Here is a 23113-nt window from a genome sequence, read left to right on the forward strand (position 1 = left end):
CCGGGAGGATTACGGACGCACGGCGCAGAGCAGGCGGTTGTCGCCGCGCTGCCACAGCGTCCCGATCTCGGCGAAGCCCGCCGCCCGCAGGGCCTCGACATGGGTGGACAGATGGAGCGACTCCGAGCCGTGGTGTGCCGCGGTGGCCGGCCGGGGCGCCGCGACACCGGCGAGCTCGGGGTCGGCGGCGATCGCGTCCCACCACTGACGCCAGTCCTCGGGACGGCCGTCGGTGAAGCGCCGCCGCTCCTCGCTCTCGTGCACGGCCCGCTCCAGCCGCGCCAGCGTCGGCGAGGTGTCCTCGGAGCTGAAGTGGTCGCCGTTGAGGAACAGCCCGCCCGGCCGCAGCACGGTCGCGAGCTCGGCGTACACGGCTCGCAGATGGGGCTCGGCCAGCCAGTGCAACGCGGTCGTGCTCACCGCCGCGTCCGCCGGGCGGTCGAGGCCGAGCGCCTCACCCCATCCCGGCTCGCGCAGGTCCAGGTCGGCGAGGCGCAGGCCGTCACGGTCGCCGTACGCCGCCCGGGCGAGCGACAGTAAGAGAGGATCGGCGTCGACCGCGACGACCGTGGCGCGGGGAAGACGGTCGAGCAGGCGGGCCGAGAGCGAGCCGGGGCCGCAGCCGAGGTCGATCACCAGGGGGTCCGGACGGCCGGCGCCCGCCTCGACGGCGTCGATCAGCGCGGTGAAGCGCTCCTCCCGGTCGGGAAGGTAGCCCTCCTGCTGGCGGTCCCAACGGTCGATCCACCGGGTGGCCACGTCGGTTGTGATCATGCCGTCTCCTTGTAACTGGCGTGTATCATTTCGGCAGTTACAACGTAGAAGGCAAGGGCGTAACTGGTCAAGTGAACTTCAACAGTCACACTGATGCCGTGGTGGGCATCGCGGTCGGCCTCGTCAACGCGCTGACCGAGGGGGAGGCGCGGGGCCGGCCGTACGCGCTTCCGACGGGTGAGGCGCGGGCCGCCGCGGTCGGCGACGTGCTCGCGACCGGCGACAGGCGGGCGCCCGAGGTCTCCGAGGCGGAGGCGGACGCGCTCACGGAGATCGCGGGGCGGCTGCGTGGTGTGTTCGAGGCCGTGACGCGTGGCGACGTGGACGCGGCGGCGCTCGCCGTGAACGGACTGCTGGCCGAGACGGACGCCCGCCCGCACCTCGACCGGCACGACGGGGAGCCCTGGCACCTGCACTTCCACGGCGCGGGCGGCACCCTGGCCGGCAACTACGCGGCCGGTTGCGCGACCGGCCTGGCCGTGGTGCTCGGCAGCGAGCTGCACGACCGGCTCGGCGTGTGCACCGCGCCGCACTGCGACCGCGTGTATGTGGACACCTCCCGCAACGGCACCCGCCGCTTCTGCTCCACGGCCTGCCAGAACCGGGTCAAGACGGCCGCCTTCCGGGCGCGCGGCGCCTGACCGCTCCGCCGCCCTTTCCATCGCGCTGTCCGCCGCGCTGTCCGCCGCGCTGTACGCCGGGCTGGAGCGGGCGGAACGCGAGGTCCGATCGCCGCCGGACCTCCCGGCGGCGCCACCGCCATGCTCGATCCCATGAACGAGATGAACGACATGAACGGCAAGGCGGCCCTGGTCACCGGGGGTGGCAGGGGGATCGGCGCGGCGGTCGCACTCAGGCTGGCCGAGCGCGGCGCGGACGTGGCGCTGACCTACGAGCGAGACGAGGACAGCGCTGCCGCCGTGGCCGAGAAGGTGAAGGGGATGGGCAGGCGGACACTGGTCATCCGCGCCGACAACGGCGACGCGGCGGCGGTCACCGCGGCCGTGGACGAGGCCGCCGCGGAGTTCGGCCGGCTCGACGTCCTCGTGAACAACGCGGCGGTCTTCCACGTCGCGCCCATCGAGGACCTCGGACCGGAGGAGGTCGACCGTACGCTCGCAGCCAACGTGCGCGGGCCGTTCCTGGCCGCGCGGGCGGCGGCGGGGCACATGTCCGAGGGCGGCCGGATCATCACCATCGGCAGCAACGTGGCCGAGCGGGCCGTCTTCCCGGGCTTCGCCCTCTACGCGATGAGCAAGACGGCCATGACCGGAATGACCAAGGGGCTCGCCCGCGACCTCGGGCCGCGCGGCATCACGGTCAACCTCGTCAACCCCGGCCCGACCGACACCGCCTCGAACCCGGCGGACAGCCCCATGGCGGACACGATCCGGGGCCTGACGGTCCTCGGCCGCTACGCGGAGCCGGGCGACATCGCCGAGACCGTGGCCCATTTGGCGGGCGACGGCGGGCGCCACATCACCGGAGCGACGATCAACGTGGACGGCGGCTGGGCCGTCTGACCCCAGTCCGGGCCCTAGCGGCCCGGCCACGTGATCGGGCCGCGGGCAGCGGGCCGCGACTCGCATGATGGTCCTCACGTGTGAAGGTCTGCGCGCGGCATGCCTGCACGTACACCCCCGATCTCGATGAGGTCTGGCTGACCGAAAAACGCGCCGACGGCTCGGCCCGCCTCGGCGCGCTTGCCGACTTCGCCGGAGAGCGCGTGCGCAAGTCGCAGAACCTGGAGAACGCCTACCTCCACGGCAGGTTCGGTGCTCTCCCGCACGTGGATCAGACCCCCCTCCTGCGTGCGCTCGGGTTGATCGGCTGATGGCTCCCAACGGACGACGAAGAGAGGCGGAAGGCCGCTGAAGAGGACCGCCGGGAATCGCCCCGAGCTTCGCACGATCATGGTCTTCTGTGAGGGCCGGAGCTCGGAACCCGACTACATCAACGGCCTGAAGCGACTGCCGCACGTAGCAGGCAACACCGCGCTGAACATACAGATTCATCCCGGACAAGGCGTGCCGGTCACGCTGGTCAGGAAGGCCGTGGAATGCGCGAGCGATCCGGAGATCGATGAGTGCCGCTGCGGATGAATGCCGCCCGCTACGCGGAGCGCCTTGACGCGCGTCACGCCGAAAATGGCACGGTCTTTCCGCACGACAACCCATCGTCGGGCATGTACAAGTTTCTGCGGAATCTCGAAGGCGAACAGGTGCGCTCTCGCGGTGCGGGCGGATGAGATTTCAGGCGTCGGGGGCTTCGACGTCGGCGACGACGCAGGAGATGTTGTCGGGGCCGCCGCCCTCGTTGGCCAGCTCGATGAGCCGGGTGACCGTCTCCTGCGGATCGGCCACGGTGGTGAGCACGTGGTGCAGCGCCTCGGGTTCGAGCACGGAGGTGAGCCCGTCGGAGCACAGCAGGTAGCGGTCGCCCGGGTAGGCCTCGCGCAGCGACAGGTCGGGCTCGGCCAGGCCGCTGGTCTCCAGCGCCCGCAGCAGCAGGGAGCGGCGCGGATGGCGGGCGGCCTGGTCGGGGCTCATGCGCCCGTCGTCCACCAGCGACTGCACCAGCGTGTGGTCGCGCGTGATCTGGTAGAGCGCGCCGTCGCGCAGCATGTACGCCCGTGAGTCGCCCACGTGGGCCAGGGCGAACTTCCCGTGGCCGTCCCACAGCATCGCGGTGATCGTGGTGCCCATCCGCTCAAGCGCCGGGTCCTGCGCGGCGAGGTCGCCCAGGTGCTGCCCCGCCTCCCGTACGGCGTCCGCGAGGGCGGCGGCGACGTCGGCGGGAGCCGGACCGTCCTCCAGCTTGGCCAGTGTGGAGATGACGGCCGCGCTGGCGACCTCGCCGTGTCCGTGTCCGCCCATCCCGTCGGCGATGGCGAGCAGGCGCTCGCCGGCGTGCACCGAATCTTCGTTGTTGGCACGCGAGCGCCCGACGTCCGACCCCGCGGCGTACCGAATACGGTTGTGCGTCATGGTTTTGAGTAAACCATTGGTTGAGTCACTTCACAAGCACAGTGCTAGGCTCCTGTTCATGAGCCACGACGCCCAGGCGGACACCACGGCGGACACGACCGCGCGCCCGGCCGCCGCGAGCCCGCTCGAGGCCGCCGTCGAGGCGGCGGTCGAAGCGACCGTGAACGCGGGCGACATCGCCCGGCTCGCCGACGTCGGCAGGGCCGCGGTCAGCAACTGGCGCCGCCGCTACGAGGACTTCCCCCAGCCGGTCGGAGGTACCGCCTCCAGCCCGCTTTTCTCGCTTCCCGAGGTGGAGGCGTGGCTGCGCAGGAACGGCAAGTCGTTCGAGGTGTCGCAGGGCGACCGTGTCTGGCAGCGGCTGCGCGCGTCGGCCGACGACCTGCGCCTGGGCGAGGTGCTGGGGGAGGTCGGGGCGTTCCTGCTCTACACGCTCCGCGACCCCGACGGCTGGAAGCTGCTGTCCGCCGCCCCCGACCTCGCCGTACGGCTCCCGCGTGCGGTGGCGGAGGCGACCGCCGACCTGCCCCCGCGACCCGGGGACGTGTCGCAGGTCGAGCCCGGCCTGCTCCGGCTCGTCGCCGGGATGGCCGAGCGGAGCGGTGCGGCCGGCGCGTTCGAGTTCCTCTGCGAGCGGTACGCCGAGGCGCACAGCCGCAGGCTGGCGCTGACCCGTCCCGACGTGGCCGCACTGATGACCCGGCTGGCCTGCCCTGGGGCGCGCACGGTGCTCGACCCCGCGTGCGGCATGGGCACGCTCCTGCTGGCGGCCGGAGCCAACGGAGCCAACGAGACCGCCGGGGCCATCGGGGCAGCCGGGGCAGCCGGGGCCACGGCGGCGCAGGGCGACGTGCGGCTGCTCGGCCAGGACGCCAACGAGACGGTCGCGCTGCTCGCGGCACTGCGGCTGCTGCTGCGCGGGCGGGACGCCCGGGTCGTCCCGGGAGACGCGCTGCGGCACGACGCGTTCCCGCCCGACCCGCCGCAGGACGTGCTCGCGGACGCGGTCGTGTGCGACCCCCCGTTCAACGAGCGGGCGTGGGGCCACGAAGACCTCGTCGGCGATCCGCGCTGGCAGTACGGCATGCCCCCGCGCGGCGAGTCGGAGCTGGCCTGGGTGCAGCACTGCCTCGCCCACGTGCGGCCCGGCGGGCTGGTGGCCATCCTGATGCCGGGCGCCGCGGCGAGCCGCCGCCCGGGACGCCGCATCCGGGCGAACCTCCTACGGACGGGCGCGCTGCGCGCGGTCCTCACACTGATGCCCGGCGGCCCCGACCTGTGGCTGCTGCGCCGCCCCGAGCCCGGGGAACGCCAGCCCGGCGCGATCCTCGTGGCCGACGCGGGAGACGACCCGGCGTCCGTCGAAGCGGCCTGGCGGGCCCACCTCGCGCAGACCGAGCTGCCGCCCGGCTGCCGCACGGTCAGGATCATCGACATCCTCGACGACGAGGTGGACGTGAGCCCCGCGCGGCACCTGTCGCCCCGGGTCGACACACGGGGCTTTCCCGCGGCCGGCGCGCGCTTCCGGGAGGCGGTCGCGGCGCTGGCCGACGACATGCCCGACCTGGAGGTGCTCACCGGCGGCGCCGCGGGCTGGGACGCGTCGTGGGCGACGGTGGCCGAGATGGCCAGATCCGGGCTGGTCACCATCAGGCACTCGACGATGCGGGCGCTGCCCGCCGACGTTCCCGATGTTCCCGGTCGCGGGGCGGCCGAGGAGGGAGCACCCGAGGGCGGAGTGCCGGTGCTGACGGCCGACGACATCGCGGCAGGGACGGCGCCGTCGCGGCGGATTCCGCGCGCTTCCGGCCTGCTCGCCGTACGGCAGGGCGACGTCGTCGCGTCGGCCGTCACCGCCCGGGTGGTCGTGGGGGAGGGGGCGGTCCTCGGCCCCCATCTCAGCCTTTTCCGCGTCGATCCCGGCAAGGTGGATCCCGAGTTCCTCGCAGGGTTCCTGCGCTACGCCGCGGGCGGCGGCCGGCCCCACCTCGGCAGCAGCCGGGTGGAGGCCCGCCGGGCCCGCGTGCCCCAGCTTCCCCTGGCCGTCCAGCGGACGTACGGCACGGCCTTCCGGCGGCTGCTCGCGCTGGAGGACGGGCTGCGCGAGGTGGCCGCGGCGGGCGAGGCGTTCACGCGGCTCGGCGTCGAGGGCCTGATCGACGGACGCCTCCGTCCCCGTGGGTGACGCGGCGGCCGGCTCCCCCGGGGAGAGAGTCCTGTTCACCCCGTCACCGAGCCCGAGCATCACGGACGGATCCGGTAGCTTTTTCCCCGAAAGGCCGACGGGAGGGGCGCATGGTCATCGGCGACCGGTATGAGCTGGACGACCTCCCTCTGGGGCAGGGCGGCATGGGCGCCGTATACGGCGGGCATGACCGGCGGCTCGACCGCAAGGTGGCGGTGAAGTTCCTGCGGCTGCCCGACGGCCCCGACGAGGAGTTGCAGCGCCGGTTCATCCGCGAGGCGCGGATCCTCGCGAAGCTCGATCACCCGGGCGCGCCCGTGCTCTACGACTTCGGCACCTACGAGCAGCGGCTCTTCCAGGTCATGCAGTTCATCGAGGGTGTGACGGTCGCCGACCTGCTGAGCGAGCACGGCCCGCTGCCGGTGCCGTGGGCCGCGGCCATCGCCGCGCAGGCGTGCGCCGTGCTGACCGCCGCGCACGAGCTGTCGATCTGCCACCGGGACCTCAAGCCGACCAATCTCATGCTCTGCCCGGACGGCAGCGTGAAGCTGCTCGACTTCGGGCTCGCCATGTTGCGTGAGACGGACGTCGCGGGGCGGACGGCGCAGTTCACCCGGATCGGGCAGATCCTCGGTACCCCGGCGTACATGTCGCCCGAGCAGATCCAGCGGGGCGTCGCCGGGCCGAAGAGCGACCTGTACTCCCTCGGGTGCGTGCTGCACGAGATGCTGACCGGCGACCAGTTGTTCACCGGGCCCACGGAATATGCCGTGTTCGACAAGCAGGTGAAGGAGCAGCCGCCCCGGGTGCCGGGGGTTCCCGCCGAGCTCGACGGCCTCATCGCCGAGCTGCTGGAGAAGGACCCCGACAAGCGGCCGCCCGACGCGCACACGCTGTTCGAGCGGCTGCAGCCGTTCGCGGTCGACCTGCCCCCGCTGCCCGGCTTCCTCAATCCGTCGTCGGTCCCCAGCCCCGGGCGCATGTACGCCCAGATGGTCGGCCGCGTCCGCTGAGGTCCGTTCAAGGTCGGCCGGGAGCGCTCAGCCGCGCCAGGCGGCGAGGACCTCCTCGACCCGGGGGCGGATCCGCTCGCGGGCCGTCATCCTCGGCACTCCGGCCATCAGCAGCTCGTCGTAGTCGGTGTCCAGGTGGCGCACGCTTGCGATCACGGCGAGCGTGATGGCGTTCTCGTCCAGCGCCCGGGCGGCGGCGGTGCGGCCCACCCGCCCGCTCCCGCGTACGGCGGCGTGCGCAGCGATGGCCTCGGCCCGTTCGGCCGGGCAGCGGGGGAACAGGCGGCGGATCCGCTCCGCCATCCGGGTCTGGAACTCGGCGTCCTCATCGGCCCGGCGCTCACGGTCGCGCTCGCGGCGGCGCAGCCGCGCCTCCTCGTCGGCAAGGCACTGCTCCTCGGCCCGCGTCAGCGCGTCCTCCTCGACCAGCACGCCGAGCCGTTCGTATCGCTTGCGCCGCCGGTTGAAGCGGACCACCACCGCCGACAACCCGCTCTCCTTCTTGGCGCGGCGGCTCAGCGCCGCGTTCCCCGCCGGGAGGAAGCACAAGTGGTCCATGTCGGCGCAGGTCAGGCAGTGCGGCTGATCATCCTCCATGATCAGGTAAGGCCCGGTGTCCCCGCACCCGGCGCACGTCCACGCGTCCAGCGGCGCCACGGCCACGAGGTCGGGGGCCTTGCTCTGCCGGTCGGTGATCTGCCGCCGCCGTGCCTCGCTCAGCTCCGGAGACAGCCAGTGGACGCGGAAGGCGCGCTCCAGGTCGTCGTCGCCCGCCGCCGTGAAGCGCAGCGGCCGCCGGTCGCGGGTGCCCGCCGTGTATGTCGCCTCGCTCTCCAGCAGGTTCCTCGACAGGGCCCACGCGCGCAGATGCGACAGCGCCTCCGCCATCCGGCCGGCGTCCACGGCGGCCAGCTCTTCCAGGTTGCCGGTGCGGCCCTGCCGCCAGGTCTCCACGTGGCGGTCGTGCAGCCACCGCAGGCCGGTGAGCACGTCGATCGGGGTCACGTACTTGCGGGTGGCCAGGGCGATCTCCGCCGCCTGGGCGACCCGTCCGCCGAGCTTGCTGCGCATTCCTCCAAGACTGCCCTATGCCGGGGTGCGCGTACGCCGGTTCACGGCGGCCAGCAGCCCCACGGCCGCCAGGCTGGAGATGGTGGCCGACCCGCCGTACGACACGAACGGCAGGGGCAGCCCCGCGACCGGCAGCAGGCCCATGGTCATCCCGATGTTCACGAACGTCTGGAACGCCAGCCAGCACACCACACCGCCGGCCACCGCCGTCCCGAACGGCGTGGGGCTCTTGGCCGCGATCCACAGGCCGCGCCACAGCAGGGCGAGCATCAGCAGGATCACGCAGGCCGCGCCGACGAAGCCGAGCTCCTCGCCCGCGACCGTGAAGATGAAGTCGGTGTGCTGCTCGGGCACGAAGTGGCCCGCCGTCTGCTCGCCGTGGAACAGGCCCTTGCCGAGCAGGCCCCCCGAACCGATCGCGATCCTGGCCTGGGTGGCGTTGTAGCCCATGCCCATCGGGTCGGCGTCCGGGTCGGCCAGCACCATCAGGCGCTGGAGCTGGTAGGGCCGGATCAGGTCGAGTCGCCACACCAGGAGAACACCGGCGGCCCCGGCGGCGGCGAACGCCGCGAACCACCTCTTGGGCGCGCCGGACACCACGATCGTCCCGGTGGTCAGCACGAGGAAGACGAGCGCGGTGCCATAGTCGGGCTGCAGCGCGATCAGCCCGACCGGCAGCGCGGCCAGGCCGAGGGCGAGCAGCACGGCCCCGGCGCCCGGCCTGCGCTCGCCGTCGCGCGGCTCGCCCAGCGCCGTCGCCAGAGCCAGCACCGTGGCCGCCTTGGCGAACTCGGACGGCTGGAACTGCAGCCCGTCGCCGAGCACGATCCAGGCGTGCGAGCCGTTGACCGTACGGCCCAGTGGGGTCAGCACGGCGATCAGCCCGGCCAGCCCGAGCAGGTACAGCACCGGGACGTAGGCCCGCAGCATCCGCAGGTCGATCCGCGAGACGGCCCACAGGAGCGCGAATCCGATGCCCACGCTGAGCGCCTGCCGCTGCAGGAGCGTCGAGCCGGGGTCGTTGCGGGTGGCCGACCACACGAGCAGCAGCCCGATCGCCGACAACGCGGCCGCGGGCAGCACCAGGCCCCAGGCGGGGAAGACCGCGAGTCGTGCCCACGACCTGCGCCTGGTCGCCCGGCGCGACGGCAGCCGTACGGACAAGGGACCGAGTGTCGTCACCGCGCGCCACCCGCCCTGGAGAACGCGACCGGCGACAGGGAGGCGGCCCGCGTCCCCTTGCCGCTTTCCTTGGTGTGCTTCTTCGTGTCGTGCTTCTTCTCGCCGTCGTGGGTGAGGGCGGCGATGCCCTCCCAGATCTCCCTGGCGGCGGGGGCCGCGGTGGTCCCGCCCGTGCCGCCCTGCGAGACGACGACCACGACCACATATTTGGGCTTCTTCACCGGGCCGAAGGAGGCGAACCACGAGGTGTCCTGCCTGCCGTACGCCTCGGCGGTGCCGGTCTTCCCAGCCACGGGCAGCCGCTTGAAGGAGTAGCCCTTGAAGGCGCCCGCGGCCGTACCGGTGCGCGGCACCTCGGCGAGCGCGTCGCGGATGAACCGCAGCGTTTTGCGCGAGGCGTCGATCTTTCCCACGACGGGCGGGGTGATCGTGCGGACCACGGTGCCGTCGGGGCCCACGAGCTGCTTGCCGATCCTGGGGCTGAAGACCGTGCCGCCGTTGGCGAGCGCGGCGTATCCCCGGGCGAGCTGGAGCGGCGTCACCAGCACGTCGCCCTGGCCGATCGAGAAGTTGGCGGCGTCGCCCGCCCACCACACCCCGCCGGAGCGGCAGTTGTCCGTGGCGAGCGCCTTGAGGTAGGCCGCCCGCTTGCGGTCGGACATCTCCGGATAGCCGGTCTTGGCGCGGCGGCAGGAGTCCGCCTTGGTCCGCTCCCAGTTGGCCTTCTTCCAGGCGCGGTCGGGCACCCGTCCCGACGCCTCGTGCGGCAGATCGATGCCGGTGGGCGTGCCGAACCCGAACTCCCTCGCCATCTTCTGCATCGGGTCCTTGGGGTGTTCGACCGGCTTGAGGCCGCCGTCGCGCCGCCACATCCGGTCGGCGAACCGGTAGAAGATCGTGTCGCATGACACCACCAGCGCCCGGTGCATGTCCATCCGGCCGAGTGCGGCGCTTTCGAAGTTGTGGAACACCCGGCCGCCGATCGTGTAGCCGCCCGGGCAGTCGTAGGAGCCTCGCAGCGGGTAGCCCGCCTTCGCCGCCGCGGCCGTCGAGGTCACCTTCCAGGTGGAGCCCGGCGGCCACTGCCCCTGCACGGCCGCGCTGACCAGTGGCAGGCCCTCGTAGTCGCGCTGCGAGATGCCACCGGTCCACACGCTCGGGTCGTAGGTGGGATAGTCGGCGATCGCCGTCACCCGCCCGGTCTTCGCCTCCAGCACCACCGCCGCGCCGCTGTCGGCGGGCTCGCCCCGCTTGCGCGCGGCGGTCACCGCCCGGGTCAGCGCCCGCTCGGCCACCTCCTGGATGCGCGCGTCGATGCTGGTCACCAGCGTGTCTCCGGCCACGGCGGCCTCCTCGCGGATCAGGCCGGTGACCGTGCCCGTGCTGTCCACCGCCACCTGCCTGATCCCGGTGCGCCCGGCCAGCTCGCGGTCATACTGCGCTTCGAGGCCGTCGCGGCCGATCAGCTCCGGGCCTCCCTCGGGGTCGTCGGGGGAGGGCGGCTGCAGATAGCCGAGCACGTGCGCCGCGGCCGAGCCGAGGGGATAGGTCCTGACCGGCCGCAACGCCGTGCTGACGCCGGGGAACTCGTCCTGCCGCTCCGCGATCCACAGCGCCGTGCGCACGCTCACGTCGTCCGTGACCACGATCGGCTGGTACGGCGAGCCGGGCCAGCACGGCCGGGGCACGTCCGCGGCGCACAGCCGGGCACGGTCGGCGATCTCCTGGTAGGGGCGGCCCAGGGCCCGGGCGAGCCGGGTCAGCACGTCCTTCCCGCCGTCGGGCTGGTGGATGAGGGCCATGTAGTCCACCGACACCTGCGGTTTGGTCTCGTTGGCCACCAGCGGCCGGCCGCGTACGTCGAGGATCCGCCCCCGCACCGGCGGCAGGACGACCGAGCGGACCCGCGTCTCCGTGGCCGCTCTGGCGTACGACGGGCCGGTGACGATCTGCAGATACCACAGGCGGCCGAGCAGGGTCAGCATGAGCGCGGTCACCACGACGAACACGAGCGTGAGGCGGCCCCGGTGGACGGTCCTACGCAAGCCGCCTCCCCCGGCCGTACCGATCGCGTGAGGAGTCTCTGGGCACCCGCCCGAACGACCGGCGACGGGGCAGCAGGGCGAGCGCCGCCGCCATGAACGCGGCCAGTCCGGCGGTCCAGGCGACGGCGCCGGGCGCGAGGGCCGTGCCCCACGGCGTGCCGTCGAGCAGGGCCGCGAGCACGCCACCGGCGAGCGTCGTGCCCAGGGCCACGGCGGCGGCGACGGCGGCGCGCCGCCCGGCCGAGCCGTCCGCGGTGATCCGCGCGCACACCCACCCGGCCAGGCACATGACCAGGGCGAGCCGTCCGATGGTGTGGTCGGCGGGCGGCGCGACGTCGGCGGCCAGGCCCGCGGCGAACCCCAGGAACGCTCCCGCTCCCGGGCGCAGCAGCGGCGCGAGCGCGACGACGGCGACCAGCACGACGTCGGGCCCGCCGCCGGGCAGTGACAGACCGTTGACCACGGCGACCTGGAGCACCGGCGCGACGAGGACGACGAGCACGCACGCGACGACCGCCTTCATCACGCCCCCTTCTTCGCGGCGTCTGCGCCCCGGCCGACCGGCGCGTCCACGGCCGCGGCGTCCGGCAGCGGCCCCAGCACCACGGTGACGAGGTCGAGCGCGGTGAAGCGGACGAAGGGCCGCACCAGCGCCGTCCTGGTCAGCGCGTCCGGCGCGGGCTCGACCGTGACCACCGTGCCGATCGGCACGTCCGGCACGTACGGCCGCATGTCGCGCGAGCCCAGCGTCACCACCCGGTCGCCGGGCTTCACCTCGGCGGAGGCGTTGAGCAGGCTCAGCCGCAGCAGCCCGTGCTCGGGGACGCCCGTCACCAGGCCCACCTCACGCGAGCCCTCCAATCGGGCCCCGATCGAGGCGCCCGAGGCCGTGGCGAGCTGCACCGTCGCCGTGCCGGGGCCGGAGCGCAGGATCCGGCCGACCAGCCCGTCGCCGTCGAACACGGTCATGTCGCGGGTCACGCCGGCCTCCGAGCCGGTGTCGACGGTGACCGTGCCGTCCCGGCCGAAGCCGATGACGTGGGCCGGCACGACCTGGTAGCCGTCCGCCTGGGCGGGGGACGGGGTCGTGCGCCGGGCGGCGAGCAGGTCGGCGCGCAGCCGGGCGTTCTCGCGTTCGAGCTCCGCCAGGCGGTGCTCGCCCGACGCCCAGCGGACGCCCGCGGACGCCGCGTCCTCCAGCCCGCCGAACACGGCCGACCCGAACGCCCGCAGCGGTTCGAGCGGGGTGACGGTGTCGGCGGCGATCAGGGCGGCGGAGACGAGCGCGAGCAACACGGGCGCCCGGCGACCGGAGGAGCGACCGGAGGATCTCATCGACGCGTTTCGGGGAGGAACACGTCCTGCATCTCGTCGAAACGCTCGACGCACCGGCCCGCGCCCAGCACCACCGACTGGAGCGGCTGGTCGACGAGGTTGATCGGCATGCCGATGGCCTTTTCGAGCCGCTCGTCCAGCCCGTCGAGCAGCGCGCCGCCGCCGGTCAGCACGATGCCGTTGTCGATGAGGTCGCCCGCCAGCTCGGCCGGGCACTGGTCGAGCGTGCTCTGCACGGCGTCGATGATCGTCTGCACCTGGTCCTCGATCGCCTCCCTGACCTGCGCGCGGTTGATCGTCGCGGTCTTCGGCAGGCCGGTCACCAGGTCGCGGCCCCGGATCGGCATCGGTGTGGTCTCGTCGCCGCCCGGCCGCGCGCTGCCCAGTTTGATCTTGACGTGCTCGGCCGTACGCTCGCCGAGCATCAGGGAGTGTTCCTTCTTGACGTAGTTGACGATCGCCTCGTCGAGTTCGTCGCCGCCGACCCGCACGGACTTCGACACGACCACCCCGCCGAGCGAGACGATCGCGACCTCCGTCGTGCCGCCGCCGATGTCCACGACCATGTTGCCGGTCGTGTCGCCCACGTTGAGCCCCGCGCCGATCGCCGCGGCCATCGGCTCCTCGATGATGTGGACGCGGCGGGCGCCCGCCTCGTACGCCGCCTCCCTGACCGCCCGCTGCTCGACGCTCGTGGTGCCGCTCGGCACGGCCACGACGACCCGGGGCTTGGCCAGGTAGCGGTTCTTGTGCGCCACCTGGATGAAGTGCCGCAGCATGCGCTCGGCCGCGTCGAGGTCGGCGATCACGCCGTCCTTGAGCGGGCGCAGCGTGGCGATGTGGGGCGGGGTCCGCCCGATCATCTCCTTCGCCGCCGTCCCGACCGCCACGATCCTGTCCGTGTGCAGGTTGACCGCCACCACCGACGGCTCGTCGAGGACCACGCCCTTCTTGCGTACGTACACGAGCGTGTTGGCCGTGCCGAGATCGACCGCCATGTCCCGGCCGAGCAATCCCCACGGGAAACCCATCGCCGACCAGCTTTCAGAAAGGAGGGAGAGCACGCGTGATCGCTGCCCGGCGGCCCTGCCTCTAAACAGAACGGTCCCTCCCGTACGAACCGGACGGCTAGGCGACGCTGAGATAGAGGTCTCTCGCCAGCTTCGTCACCCGCTGGGCCGACTGCGTGAAGGACGCCCCCGAGGGCTGCAGGGTGAGCACCACCATGATCAGCCGGTCGCCGATCACGCCAGTAGTGTGGAGCACCGGACGGCCGAAATCAACCGGGTTGCCGCTTATTGTGATCGCCCCGATACGGTACGACGTCGCCTTCGCGCGGGTGCACTTGACGGGAGGAACCGCGCCGAATCCGGACCAGCCCTGCTTGATCGCCCAGGGCCGGGGGACGGCGCGGGGGATGCCGAAGAACTGGTCGAAGCCGTCGCGGGCGCACTGCGACGCCTTGCGCAGGTTGCCGAGGACGAAGTCGCGGACGCGGGGCTCGGCCCGCCGCAGCAGATACCGGTAGACGAGCGCGATGTCGGCCGCGCTGATGGCCGTGTAGCCCCAGAAGCCGGGTTTCGCGGCGGGCGGCGGGGCGGTTTCGGTCAGGCCGATCCTGCGCGCCATCCGCCGTACGATCTCGCCCTGGCCGCCGCGCCGCCACAGGGCGGTCGCCGCATCGTCGTCGCTGCCGCGGAGCATGGGCGTCAGCAGCGCCATGTCCCGGGCCGGGATCTTCCCCTTGTGCCGTTCCAGATAGTCGGTGGCGATGAGGATCTTCACCACCGACGCCGACCGGAACCGGTGGTGCGCCTGCTTCTGGGCGACCGTCTTGCCCGTGGTCACGTCGACCACGGCGTATCCCGCCGTCACCCCGGCCGGCACCTGTACGGGCTTCACCGGCGACCGCACCGGACGGCCCGCCGACGCGTCCCTGGTCGCTCCAGCGCCGCGCCCGGCGGAACCGGCCGGATCCGGCGAGGTGGCCGGGGACCGCGCGCCCTGCACGGCCGGGATCGTCGTTCCGGCCGCCGTCGCGGCGCCGTCCGAGGATCGCGTGGCCGCCGCGCGCGCCGAGCGCGTGGCGTTGCCCTCCGCCGCGCAGCCGGTCAGGAACGCCGGGAGCACGGCGGCGACGGCCAGGACGGCGGCGGTTCTCGATCGCTTCATCCGGCCATGCCTACCAGATCGGCTCCCGGCCGCGGGGGGAAATATGCGGCAAGCGCCGGTTGTCCGGAGCGGGGTCAGCGGCCGTCGAGGAGGGGCTGCTTCGGATCCCAGCGGGTGCCGTCGGCGGCGTCCCTGCGCCGCCGGGCGATCGCCGACAGCGCTTCAAGCACGACCCGGTTGCCCAGGTAGGCCGTGATGTCCGCGTGGTCGTACGGCGGGGCCACCTCGACGATCTCCAGGCCGACGACGGGCAGCTCATAACAGGTCCGGCGTACGGCGTCGAGGAGCTGGCGGGCCGACAGGCCGCCCGGCTCGGGCGTGCCGGTGCCCGGCGCGTGGCCGGGGTCGCAGACGTCCACGTCGACCGACAGGTAGACCCCGTCGCAGTCGTCGAGCGCGATCGCGTACGCCTCGGTGAGGCACTCGTCGAGGCCCCTGGCGACGATCTCGGTCATCTCGTACGACCGCATGCGCTGCCCGGCCATCCAGTCGAGGATCTCCGGCCCCGGCCAGTAGCCGCGCAGGCCGATCTGCAGGAAGCGGTCGCCCCGGATGGCCCCCGACTCGATGAGCCGCCGCATCGGCTGCCCGTGGCCGTGCAGGTGGCCGAACTCGATGTCGCCGGTGTCGGCGTGGGCGTCGAAGTGGAGCATGGAGATCCGGCCGAAGCCGTGGTGGCGGGCGACGCCGGTCGCGTCGGGCAGGGCGATCGTGTGGTCGCCGCCGAGGACGACGGGGATCGCCCCGGAGGCCGCGATCCTGGCGACCGCGTCCTCGATCGCGCGCAGGCTGCCCTCGATGTCCCCGGCGTAGGTCTCCACGTCTCCTGCGTCCAGCACCCGCAGGTCCTTGAGGGCGTCCACCCGCAGCGCCAGGCTCGGGCGGGAGCCGTCGTGGGGGAGATAGCAGGTCTGCCGGATGGCGTTCGGGCCGAAGCGTGCGCCCGGCCGGTGGGAGGTGCCGCCGTCGAACGGCGCGCCCAGGATGACGACGTCGGCGTCCGCGTAGCCGGCCGGATCGTCGAGGTCGCACCGCTCGACGCCGAGGAACGTGATGTCGGGGCCGAACATCTGGCCGTAGCGGGACACGCTGACTCCTGGGATCAAACCGGCCTTATCGGACACCACATGCTATTGGCCGACAGAGCTGACGGGCCGCATCTCGGTGAGGAACGGATCGAGCAGGCCCGGGGTGGCCGCGGCGGCCAGACGCAGCGCCTCGGCGAGCTCCACGTCGAGCACGTGGTAGCCCTGCCTGCCCGCCGCCGTGGTCGCCGTCAGCGTCGCCAGGCCGGCCCTGCGCTGGAAGAACGACCGCTCGATGTTCCAGCCGATGACGCCGTCGCACTCCAGCGCCACCCGGCGACGGGAGAACGAGCCCCAGCGGGTGACCAGATATCCGGACGTCAGAGCGTGGCCGAGCGAGTGGTAGCGGTCGGCGGCGAGCAGGGCGGTCAGCGGCAGCAGCGCGGCGGCCGTGAGCCACGTCCACGAGGGCAGCCCGGCCCACCACCACAGCGCGAGCAGCACGGCCAGCACCAGCGCGTGCACGCCGTACGCGCGGGTGAACCTGCGGCGCAGCGCGGCTGGGCCGTGGGGGATCAGGGGCGTGGTGACCGGCGAGGCATCGGAGCCTGCGGAGGCGGCTCCGGAGACACGGGGGAGCACGAGCCGGGCCACCGACACGGCCTCCGCGCGTGGCGCGGGCGGCAGCAGCAACGATCCGCCGCGCTGGGCGCCCTGCGCCGCCCGCAGGCCGGTCGTCACCGCGGACAGGCGGGCCCCGCGTACGGCACGCAGCAGCAGTGGCTCGGTGACCTCGACCCCGCGCAGCCGCCGTTCCTCGATGGTGGTGGCCCTCCTGGTCAGCAGCCCGCGGGTCACGTGGAGGGTGCCCTCGGGGTGCCGGGTCAGCCGGAAATGGCCGAAGGCCAGGACGTAGCCGAGCGTGGAGGCGACGCTGACGAACACCACCAGCACGAGCACCACCGTCGCGATCTCCAGCGGGAGCGACATCTCCCGGAACCACCGCCAGGTCTCCTGGACGGGCCCGACCTTGCCGAGATCGACGTTGCCCTCCGAGACCAGGCGGGACACGAACCCGGCGACGACGCCCACGGTGACGAGCCCGGACATCGTGAACGGCCCGAACCTCACCCACTCGGGACGCATCCGCGCGAGTTCGGCCTCCACGACCGGCATGCCGGAGGGGACGGCAGGCGCGGCGGAGGCGGCGGGGGCCGCGGCGGGAGCGCGGTGCAGCAGCTCCACGCGCAGGCGGGCGGCCTCGGCGGCGCTCAGCGCGTCGAGCTTGAGCCGGCCCTCGTGCCTGCGCTCCGACGTGCCCGTTCCCACCTCGACCCGGGCCAGGCCGAGCACCCGGTGCAGCACGTGGGAGGTGACGTCCACCGTGCGGACCCGGTCGCGGGGCACGGTCACGACCTTGCGGGTCACCAGGCCGCGGCGGACCTGCACATGCTCAGGGGTGATGCGGTAGGTCGTGGTGAACCAGCGGAGCATGCCGAGCACGACCATGAGGCCGACGCCCGCGAGGCTCCACCAGTGGCCCTGCCCGCCGCTGCTCGTCCCCGCGATCAGCAGGCCGAGCAGCGCCGGGGCGGCCCGCACGACCTCCTGGACCGGATGGATCACCAGCATGCGCGGGCTCAGCCGCCGCCAGGCCAGGGTCGCATCGGCGACGTCGATCACGTGGCGTCACCCGCCGTCGCCTGCGCGGTGGCGGTGAGCTCGGCGACCAGGCGCTGGGCCGTGTCCCGGTCGAGGCCCCCGATCTTGATCGGGCCGGCCGCGGAGGCGGTGGTGACGGTGACGTTGGCCAGGCGGAAGAGCTGCTCCAGCGGGCCGCGCTCGCTGTCCACGGTCTGGATGCGGGAGACCGGGGCGATGCGCCACTCCTGCTTGAACCAGCCCGACTGGGTGAACACGGCCGCGGAGGTGGCCTCCCAGCGGTGCACCCGATAGCGCCATTGCGGCATGATCGTGACGTGCGCCACCGCGACGACGGCGGTGAGCACGAGAACGGTCACATGGCCGGCGACCGACAGACCGGTCCCGTCGCTGTCGGTCACGAGCCAGACGACCTGGGCCGCCAGGATGACCAGCCAGCCGATGGCGGCCCGTGCGGCCCAATACCAGACGGCGGTACGGCTCACGCGGTGCTGAGGAGATCGGAGGGTCGGCGTGTCCACGCCTCAACTCTGCCTGATCGCGCGCGCTATGGCGTAGTCAGGCCGATCCCGGTTTTCCCAGGACAAATGTCATGTCCCCCGTGGCGGGGTCAGAGGGCGGACAGCAGCTTGTGGACGTGCGAGAGCGGGTCGGCGCCGACCGGGCGGACGGCGACCGTGGACACGCCCGCCTGCCACATCGCCCTGACCAGGGTGGCCGCCTCCTCCGGCGAACCGGCCGCCATGACGACCTCCTCCGGGGCGACCTGGAGGAACCCGGCCTGCTCCTCGGCCGCCTTCCGCAGGGCCGCGCGTGCGTCGTCGCCGACGTAGAGATGGACGAACGCCACCACTTCATGATCTCCGGTCGCGCCGATCCCCTCGATCATCGACCGCAGCCGTTCCGGGGTGAAACCCTCGGGGAGGATGGTGCCCTGGGCGACCCGTCCCGACAGGGCCAGCGAGCGCGGGTTCACCACTCCGGCGAGCACGGGCGGCGGCTCGGCCGGCGGATGGACGAGGCGGACGCCGTCCAGGCCGACCTCGCGTCCGTGCAGGGTGACGGTCTCACCGCGCAGCAGCGCTCGTACGGACGTGATCGTCTCCTCCAGCAGCGACAGCGGCGACGCGGCTGCGGCGCCCACCTGGCGCATCCACGCCTGCACGCCGTGCCCGATCCCGGCGGCCAGCCGCCCGGGGTGGAGGCGGGCCAGGTTGGCCAGCTCCATCGCCAGCAGCATCGGATTGCGCAGGGGCGCCGGGGTGATGCCGATGCCCACGCGCAGCCGCGAGGTCGCGGCCAGCGCCGTGGCGGCCGAGGAGATCGCGCCCGTCCAGCCGAGGTCCTCCACCACCCACAGGTCGGAGACCGTCGTCCCGTCCAGCTCCGCGGCGAACGACGGGAGCGACTCCGGCGGGAGATCGCGGTCGAAGACGACTCCAAGCCTCACGGGCGGCCCTCCAGGAGAGATCGACTCTAGGGGCTTCGAGTATCCAGGACGGAGGGAACCAGTGCATACCAGGATGCTCCGCATAAATCGGCCGGGCTGCCGAGCGGCTGGGCAGCGCCCTGGAGCGGGTGGTTCGCCCGTCCCACAGGGGGAACAGAGGAGGGCCGGGCCGCGGTGGGCCCGGCCCGGATCATGGTGGCACCGGCCGTACGGCCGTCACTCGCCCGCGCCCTCGGCGGGGCGGTTGGCCTTCTTCGCCTGCTTCGCCGAGCGGGCTTCCTTGATGGCCATCCTCTTCGCCTTGCCGGTGGACTTCGCGGGCTTCTTCTTCTGAGCGTCGTCAGCCATGATTCCCCCGAATGTCGATGATGCGCCTTATGTGCGCATCTGAGGGGGTTGATACCCAAGTGGGCAGTAAGACACCCGGCGGCTCGCGCCTCGAAGACGCGAGCCGTACCGATGGGCCAGGTCAGACCATCTGGCGCTGCTCGGCGCTGAGCGGCGCGGCGATGTCCTCCAGCGAGCGCCGGGCGGCCTCCACACCCATGAACCACTGCACCAGCCCGGCCGCCATCATCAGGCCGGCGCCGATGACATAACCGACCACGACGTTGCCGACGACCCCGCTCTCCACCAGGCGGCCGAACAGCACGGGCCCGATGATGCCGCCGAGCCCGGTGCCCACGGCGTAGAACAGCGCGATCGCCAGTGCCCTGGTCTCCATCGGGAAGATCTCCGAGACCGTCAGGTAGGCGCTGCTCGCCCCGGCAGAGGCGAAGAAGAACACCACCATCCAGCAGGCCGTGAGGGTCATCGGGGTCAGCACGCGCGCGTCGAACAGCGCGGCGGTGCCCAGCAGGAGCAGGCCCGACAGCACGTAGGTGCCCGAGATCATCGTGCGGCGGCCGACCGTGTCGAAGAACCGGCCGAGCAGGACCGGGCCGAGGAAGTTCCCGATCGCGATCGGGACGAGATACCAGGGCGTGCTGCCATCCGGCACCTTGAAGAACGTCGACAGCACCAGCGCGTACGTGAAGAAGATCGAGTTGTAGAGGAACGCCTGGCCGACGAACAACGACAGGCCGACGGTCGTGCGCTTGGGATAGCGGCGCAGCAGCGTGGCCGCCACCTCCGCCAGCGGGGTGTGGGTCCGCTGGTTGATCCTGATCTCCCCGTGCGCCGCTTCGAGCGCCCTGCCGCTCTCCTCGCGGACCTTCCTCTCGATGCCCCCCACGATCTGTTCGGCCTCTTCGCCGCGGCCGTGGATGAACAGCCAGCGCGGGCTCTCCGGCACGGTTCTGCGTACCAGCAGGATCGCCACGCCGAGCACGGCGCCCAGGCCGAACAGCAGGCGCCAGCCGAGACCGGCCGGCAGCAGGCTCGTGTCGAGCGCCGGGATCGCGATGAGCGCGCCGAGCGCGGTGCCGAGCCAGAAGGAGCCGTTCACCACCAGGTCGACCGTGCCGCGCACGCGGGCCGGGATGAGCTCGTCGATCGCCGAGTTGATCGCGGCGTACTCGCCCCCGATGCCGGCGCCGGTGAAGAACCGGCACAGGTAGAAGTACCAGGCGTCGTGCGAGAACGCCGTGGCCACGGTGGCGGCGAGATAGACGGCGAGCGTCACCAGGAAGAGCTTCTTGCGCCCGAACCGGTCCGTCAGGTGACCGAAGAAGAGAGCGCCGAGACACGCTCCCGCGACGTACACGCCGGCGGCGATCCCGACCTCGCTCTCGGTGAGCCCCAGCCCGCTGTCCGGGTTCGTGATCCGGGGGCCGATGACCCCGACGATGGTCACTTCGAGCCCGTCGAGGATCCAGACGGTGCCGAGTCCGATGAGCACGAGCCAGTGCCAGCGGGCCCAGGGGAGCCGATCCAGCCGCGCGGGAATGTCGGTGCTTATTTGCGCCATATCGTCCCCTTCTCCGGAAGATATGGCGCCCGTCTACCCCGGATCCGGCCAGAAATTCGTGTCAGGCCGTCGTCGTGCTCTCGCTCTCCACGCCTCTGGGCGGCGGTACGGCGGCGTCGTGCCCGACCTCGAACCACACGGAGACCCCGGTGCGGCTGGCCGACACGCCCCACCGGCGGGTGAACAGGTCCACGAGGTGGACGCCGCGGCCCGGCGTGAGTTCGGGAGACGTCCAGCACCCGCAGCCCTGGGTCGACAACGTGACGCGGGCCGCGGCGGGCGTGGCCAGGACCGACACGCCGTACCCCGGCGGGCGCCCGCACGAGGCGGCGTGCCGCAGCGACTCGGCGACCAGCTCGCCGATCAGTTGCACGGCGTCGTCGCGGCAGGGGTGGCCGTCACCGAGACGGTTCGCCACGAACCGCCGGGCGGCCCGCACCCGGGAGGGGTCTCCCGAGAAGGGGTGTGAGATCGCGATTCTCCCCGTGAGGTTGAGAATTGTCATCCCGTGATAACTCCCTGTGCACCCGCCTGCGGATGGCGATTCGAGGTCCGTGCAAGACTTCGTTCATCCTGCACTTTGCAAAACGGCTACGCAATATGGCGAATGCACGATTGCATAGTTTCCTTTTGCGGCGAAAGGGAGAGTTCGGTCCATGAGGGGAGTTGGCGGCCCTACTGTCCGGCTCCGTCGGCTTTCCGGCGAGCTGACGCGGCTGCGGCGCGAAGCGGGGTTCGCCCGCGAGGAGGTCGCGCGACGGCTCGGCATGGCGGCCTCCACCGTCTATCGGATCGAGACCGGCCACACCCGCCCGCATGCCCGGACCATCCGCGACCTGCTCGACCTCTACGCCGTCGAAGGCTCCGAACGCGACGCGCTGATCGCGCTGGCCAGGGACGCCGCCCGGCGGGGATGGTGGCGCGCCTACGACGACGTCCTGCCCGGGCCGTACGTCGGGCTGGAGTCCGAGGCGTCGTCGGTGCGCAACTACGAGCCGCTGCTGGTTCCCGGGCTGCTCCAGACGGAGGACTACGCCCGCGCGGTCATCGGCGCAGCCCTCGTCAAGGACCCGGCGGAGATCGAGCGCCGGGCGGCGGCCCGGATGGAGCGCCAGCGCCGCCTGACCGGGCCGACCCCGCTGGAGCTGTGGGCCGTCATCGACGAGGCCGCGCTGCGCCGCCCCGTCGGCGGGCCGGCCGTGATGGCCGAGCAGCTGCGCAGGCTGCAGGAGATGGCCGTCCAGCCGAACGTCACCGTGCAGGTGCTGCCGTTCGACGCGGGCGCCTACCTCGGCATGGGCAACCCCACGGCGATCCTGGCCTTCCCCGATCCCGGCGACGCCGCCGTCGTGCTCCTGGAGAACATGAGCGGCGAGCTCTACCTGGAGGACCCCGCCGAGATCCGCGGATACGTCCAGGTCTTCGATCATCTTCGTGCCGCCGCGCTCGGCCCGGAGAAGTCCATGGAAATGATCAACTCGGTCGAGAAGGAGATGGCAGGACGATGAGGGGACTCGTACCGGCGGACGACCTGGCCTGCGCGGTCTGGCGCAAGGCGGCGCGCTCGAACACCGTCGGCAACCAGTGCGTGGAGGTCGCGCGCCTGCGCGACGGCGTCGCCGTGCGCGACTCGAAGGATCCCCAGGGACCCCGGCTGATGTTCACCCCCGGGGAGTGGGAGGCGTTCATCGAAGGGGTGAAGGGCGGGGAGTTCGACCTGTCCTGAGCACTCCCGTCCCCGTAGGGCCCGTCTCCGTCGCTCGATGGAGCGGGCCGTACGGCTTGCTGGGGGATGCGGTGGGGCTCGGGTGGGAATGGGTGGCGCTTCGCCGGGCAGGAGACCTGGCATGCGACGAGAAGACGACCGATACATCGATACCGAGGGCGAGCCGGACTTCGCCGAGGAGTGGACTCCGTCCGCCACCGACCCGCCGAACGCTGAGCCGGACGACAAGAACCCCGACGAGCGCTGGGACAAGCCGACAGAGGTGTGAAGGAGGACCGCCATGACCATGGGAGTCGACCCGCGGGACCTGAGCGACGAGGACCTGATCCGCGAGCTGCGCCACCTGCACGAGACCCGGTCTGACACGCTCTTCCACGGATCGGACGACGCGCTGGAGCACCACACCTCGCGTATGCAGGAGCTGGAACGCGAATACCTCGAACGCTACCCGGACCGGCAGGTCGATCCGGAGCGACTCCGCGAGGGGGCGAGGCAGCGCAGTGCCTGACAAGGAGAGCGCGGCGCCTGACGCGGTGCCTGGCGGGGAGAGCGCGGTGCCTGGTGGGGAGAGCGGGGC

25 protein-coding genes are annotated in these 23113 nt (G+C 72.5%); 9 read left to right on the top strand and 16 right to left on the bottom strand.

Annotated features, from left to right (window positions below):
- Positions 1–9: 9 nt before the first annotated feature.
- Complete coding sequence (locus tag OHB01_RS19250; RefSeq protein WP_142647241.1) at positions 10–774, bottom strand: class I SAM-dependent methyltransferase; 765 nt, start codon at positions 772–774, stop codon at positions 10–12.
- Between the two features lie 98 nt (positions 775–872).
- Here OHB01_RS19250 and OHB01_RS19255 point away from each other — a divergent pair, with 98 nt between their 5' ends.
- The 3 genes from OHB01_RS19255 to OHB01_RS19265 all read left to right on the top strand — a co-directional run bounded on the left by OHB01_RS19255 (position 873) and on the right by OHB01_RS19265 (position 2608).
- A complete protein-coding gene (locus OHB01_RS19255) occupies positions 873–1415 on the top strand; it encodes a CGNR zinc finger domain-containing protein (protein WP_312845733.1) in 543 nt (180 codons plus the stop codon).
- Between the two features lie 141 nt (positions 1416–1556).
- Positions 1557–2297, top strand: coding sequence for an SDR family NAD(P)-dependent oxidoreductase (locus OHB01_RS19260; protein ID WP_205830150.1), 741 nt, complete (start codon positions 1557–1559; stop codon positions 2295–2297).
- 80 nt (positions 2298–2377) lie between these two features.
- Positions 2378–2608, top strand: coding sequence for a hypothetical protein (locus OHB01_RS19265; protein ID WP_205830119.1), 231 nt, complete (start codon positions 2378–2380; stop codon positions 2606–2608).
- Between the two features lie 418 nt (positions 2609–3026).
- Here the strand turns inward: OHB01_RS19265 and OHB01_RS19270 are convergent, their stop codons facing one another.
- Positions 3027–3761, bottom strand: a complete 735-nt coding sequence (locus tag OHB01_RS19270) for a PP2C family protein-serine/threonine phosphatase (protein ID WP_142647238.1) — start codon at positions 3759–3761, stop codon at positions 3027–3029.
- A 58-nt stretch (positions 3762–3819) separates the two neighbouring features.
- On the opposite strand from OHB01_RS19270, the gene OHB01_RS19275 reads away from it, so the two are divergent.
- Together OHB01_RS19275 and OHB01_RS19280 are read left to right on the top strand one after the other, a co-directional pair.
- Complete coding sequence (locus tag OHB01_RS19275) at positions 3820–5946, top strand: N-6 DNA methylase (RefSeq protein ID WP_142647237.1); 2127 nt, start codon at positions 3820–3822, stop codon at positions 5944–5946.
- Positions 5947–6056: 110 nt separating this feature from the next.
- Positions 6057–6959, top strand: coding sequence for a serine/threonine-protein kinase (locus OHB01_RS19280; protein WP_142647236.1), 903 nt, complete (start codon positions 6057–6059; stop codon positions 6957–6959).
- Between the two features lie 27 nt (positions 6960–6986).
- On the opposite strand, the gene OHB01_RS19285 is transcribed toward OHB01_RS19280, so the two are convergent.
- The 14 genes from OHB01_RS19285 to OHB01_RS19350 form a co-directional block, all read right to left on the bottom strand.
- Positions 6987–8030, bottom strand: coding sequence for a DUF2293 domain-containing protein (locus tag OHB01_RS19285; protein WP_142647235.1), 1044 nt, complete (start codon positions 8028–8030; stop codon positions 6987–6989).
- Positions 8031–8045: 15 nt separating this feature from the next.
- Entirely contained in the window at positions 8046–9212 is a 1167-nt protein-coding gene (rodA, locus tag OHB01_RS19290) for a rod shape-determining protein RodA (protein WP_147943852.1), read from the bottom strand.
- The gene (gene mrdA, locus OHB01_RS19295; protein ID WP_328855781.1) at positions 9209–11257 is read right to left on the bottom strand and encodes a penicillin-binding protein 2; all 2049 of its coding nucleotides are present in this window, start codon (positions 11255–11257) and stop codon (positions 9209–9211) included. Before mrdA ends, rodA begins: the two co-directional genes overlap by 4 nt.
- On the bottom strand, positions 11250–11780 hold the full coding sequence (gene mreD / locus OHB01_RS19300; protein ID WP_328855782.1) for a rod shape-determining protein MreD: 531 nt from the start codon (positions 11778–11780) through the stop codon (positions 11250–11252). The genes mrdA and mreD overlap by 8 nt, the downstream gene beginning before the upstream one ends.
- Positions 11780–12553, bottom strand: coding sequence for a rod shape-determining protein MreC (mreC, locus tag OHB01_RS19305; RefSeq protein ID WP_142647232.1), 774 nt, complete (start codon positions 12551–12553; stop codon positions 11780–11782). Before mreC ends, mreD begins: the two co-directional genes overlap by 1 nt.
- A gap of 35 nt (positions 12554–12588) precedes the next feature.
- Complete coding sequence (locus OHB01_RS19310; RefSeq protein ID WP_168065851.1) at positions 12589–13623, bottom strand: rod shape-determining protein; 1035 nt, start codon at positions 13621–13623, stop codon at positions 12589–12591.
- A 97-nt stretch (positions 13624–13720) separates the two neighbouring features.
- Positions 13721–14764 (bottom strand): hypothetical protein, encoded by a 1044-nt coding sequence (locus OHB01_RS19315; RefSeq protein WP_205830116.1) that lies wholly within the window; start codon positions 14762–14764, stop codon positions 13721–13723.
- Positions 14765–14838: 74 nt separating this feature from the next.
- A complete protein-coding gene (speB, locus tag OHB01_RS19320) occupies positions 14839–15852 on the bottom strand; it encodes an agmatinase (protein ID WP_142647231.1) in 1014 nt (337 codons plus the stop codon).
- A 42-nt stretch (positions 15853–15894) separates the two neighbouring features.
- Positions 15895–17472: a PH domain-containing protein gene (locus tag OHB01_RS19325; protein WP_205830115.1), complete on the bottom strand. Its 1578-nt coding sequence runs from the start codon at positions 17470–17472 to the stop codon at positions 15895–15897.
- Positions 17469–17936 carry a PH domain-containing protein gene (locus OHB01_RS19330; protein WP_260617213.1) on the bottom strand — a complete coding sequence of 156 codons (468 nt, stop codon included), beginning with the start codon at positions 17934–17936 and terminating at the stop codon, positions 17469–17471. Before OHB01_RS19330 ends, OHB01_RS19325 begins: the two co-directional genes overlap by 4 nt.
- A 125-nt stretch (positions 17937–18061) precedes the next feature.
- Positions 18062–18901, bottom strand: a complete 840-nt coding sequence (locus OHB01_RS19335; protein WP_328710832.1) for an LLM class flavin-dependent oxidoreductase — start codon at positions 18899–18901, stop codon at positions 18062–18064.
- A gap of 216 nt (positions 18902–19117) precedes the next feature.
- Positions 19118–19249, bottom strand: a complete 132-nt coding sequence (locus tag OHB01_RS19340) for a hypothetical protein (RefSeq protein ID WP_260617211.1) — start codon at positions 19247–19249, stop codon at positions 19118–19120.
- A 121-nt stretch (positions 19250–19370) separates the two neighbouring features.
- Positions 19371–20810, bottom strand: coding sequence for an MFS transporter (locus OHB01_RS19345; RefSeq protein WP_185948958.1), 1440 nt, complete (start codon positions 20808–20810; stop codon positions 19371–19373).
- Between the two features lie 61 nt (positions 20811–20871).
- Positions 20872–21315: an ATP-binding protein gene (locus OHB01_RS19350; RefSeq protein WP_142624765.1), complete on the bottom strand. Its 444-nt coding sequence runs from the start codon at positions 21313–21315 to the stop codon at positions 20872–20874.
- 151 nt (positions 21316–21466) lie between these two features.
- Between OHB01_RS19350 and OHB01_RS19355 the strand changes: the two genes are divergently transcribed.
- From OHB01_RS19355 to OHB01_RS19370, 4 genes are all read left to right on the top strand, one after another.
- Complete coding sequence (locus OHB01_RS19355) at positions 21467–22318, top strand: helix-turn-helix domain-containing protein (RefSeq protein ID WP_142647227.1); 852 nt, start codon at positions 21467–21469, stop codon at positions 22316–22318.
- Entirely contained in the window at positions 22315–22536 is a 222-nt protein-coding gene (locus tag OHB01_RS19360; RefSeq protein ID WP_030510575.1) for a DUF397 domain-containing protein, read from the top strand. Before OHB01_RS19355 ends, OHB01_RS19360 begins: the two co-directional genes overlap by 4 nt.
- A 121-nt stretch (positions 22537–22657) precedes the next feature.
- Positions 22658–22804, top strand: coding sequence for a hypothetical protein (locus OHB01_RS19365; RefSeq protein WP_168065849.1), 147 nt, complete (start codon positions 22658–22660; stop codon positions 22802–22804).
- A gap of 12 nt (positions 22805–22816) precedes the next feature.
- A complete protein-coding gene (locus tag OHB01_RS19370) occupies positions 22817–23044 on the top strand; it encodes a DUF6158 family protein (protein WP_142647226.1) in 228 nt (75 codons plus the stop codon).
- The last annotated feature ends 69 nt before the right edge of the window (positions 23045–23113 follow it).

The organism is Microbispora hainanensis, assembly GCF_036186745.1.
In the GTDB taxonomy this organism is placed as follows: Bacteria; Actinomycetota; Actinomycetes; order Streptosporangiales; family Streptosporangiaceae; genus Microbispora.

Excerpts from the sequence above, each read along its gene's own strand:
- OHB01_RS19250 (WP_142647241.1), bottom strand. The coding sequence starts at position 774 with ATGATCACAACCGACGTGGCCACCCGGTGGATCGACCGTTGGGACCGC.
- OHB01_RS19260 (WP_205830150.1), top strand. The coding sequence starts at position 1,557 with ATGAACGACATGAACGGCAAGGCGGCCCTGGTCACCGGGGGTGGCAGG.
- OHB01_RS19270 (WP_142647238.1), bottom strand. The coding sequence starts at position 3,761 with ATGACGCACAACCGTATTCGGTACGCCGCGGGGTCGGACGTCGGGCGC.
- OHB01_RS19275 (WP_142647237.1), top strand. The coding sequence starts at position 3,820 with ATGAGCCACGACGCCCAGGCGGACACCACGGCGGACACGACCGCGCGC.
- OHB01_RS19280 (WP_142647236.1), top strand. The coding sequence starts at position 6,057 with ATGGTCATCGGCGACCGGTATGAGCTGGACGACCTCCCTCTGGGGCAG.
- OHB01_RS19285 (WP_142647235.1), bottom strand. The coding sequence starts at position 8,030 with ATGCGCAGCAAGCTCGGCGGACGGGTCGCCCAGGCGGCGGAGATCGCC.
- mreD (WP_328855782.1), bottom strand. The coding sequence starts at position 11,780 with ATGAAGGCGGTCGTCGCGTGCGTGCTCGTCGTCCTCGTCGCGCCGGTG.
- OHB01_RS19310 (WP_168065851.1), bottom strand. The coding sequence starts at position 13,623 with ATGGGTTTCCCGTGGGGATTGCTCGGCCGGGACATGGCGGTCGATCTC.
- OHB01_RS19315 (WP_205830116.1), bottom strand. The coding sequence starts at position 14,764 with ATGAAGCGATCGAGAACCGCCGCCGTCCTGGCCGTCGCCGCCGTGCTC.
- OHB01_RS19340 (WP_260617211.1), bottom strand. The coding sequence starts at position 19,249 with ATGGCTGACGACGCTCAGAAGAAGAAGCCCGCGAAGTCCACCGGCAAG.
- OHB01_RS19345 (WP_185948958.1), bottom strand. The coding sequence starts at position 20,810 with ATGGCGCAAATAAGCACCGACATTCCCGCGCGGCTGGATCGGCTCCCC.
- OHB01_RS19350 (WP_142624765.1), bottom strand. The coding sequence starts at position 21,315 with ATGACAATTCTCAACCTCACGGGGAGAATCGCGATCTCACACCCCTTC.
- OHB01_RS19355 (WP_142647227.1), top strand. The coding sequence starts at position 21,467 with ATGAGGGGAGTTGGCGGCCCTACTGTCCGGCTCCGTCGGCTTTCCGGC.
- OHB01_RS19360 (WP_030510575.1), top strand. The coding sequence starts at position 22,315 with ATGAGGGGACTCGTACCGGCGGACGACCTGGCCTGCGCGGTCTGGCGC.
- OHB01_RS19365 (WP_168065849.1), top strand. The coding sequence starts at position 22,658 with ATGCGACGAGAAGACGACCGATACATCGATACCGAGGGCGAGCCGGAC.
- OHB01_RS19370 (WP_142647226.1), top strand. The coding sequence starts at position 22,817 with ATGACCATGGGAGTCGACCCGCGGGACCTGAGCGACGAGGACCTGATC.